The organism is Streptomyces adelaidensis (assembly GCF_016598475.1).
In the GTDB taxonomy this organism is placed as follows: domain Bacteria; phylum Actinomycetota; class Actinomycetes; order Streptomycetales; family Streptomycetaceae; genus Streptomyces; species Streptomyces adelaidensis.
In genome coordinates, this window is the sequence record NZ_JAEMUX010000313.1 from 1 (window position 1) to 424 (window position 424).

Here is a 424-nt window from a genome sequence, read left to right on the forward strand (position 1 = left end):
CAATGCTGCCTTCCACTTGTTGTTCCAGCGCTTGCGTCCGCGTCCGGAGGGGTCGAGGGCGAGGGTGGCCAGGTAGATCCTCTTGAGCGCTGCCTGTTCGTTGGGGAAGTGTCCGCAGGCGGTGGCCGCGCGGCGGTAGCGGGCGTTGAGGGACTCGATGCTGTTGGTCGTGTAGACGACCTCGCGGATGGAGTCGGGGAAGGCCAGGAAGGGTACGAACTCGCTCCAGGCGCGCTGCCAGACGGTGGCGATACTGCCGTACTTGTGGCCCCACTTGGCGTCGAACTCGTCGAGCCGCTCGCGGGCCTGGGCCTCGTTGACGGCGGTGTAGACGGGCTTGAGGTCGGCGGCGACCTCGGGCCAGTCCCGCCGTGAGGCGTAGCGCAGGCTCTGCCGGATCAGGTGAACGACGCAGCGCTGCACG

Annotated in this window: 1 protein-coding gene; it reads right to left on the bottom strand. The window is 67.9% G+C overall.

Annotated features, from left to right (window positions below):
- Positions 1–424 (bottom strand): transposase (locus tag I8N67_RS42010; protein WP_200309682.1); only part of this gene is annotated, 424 nt, incomplete at both ends.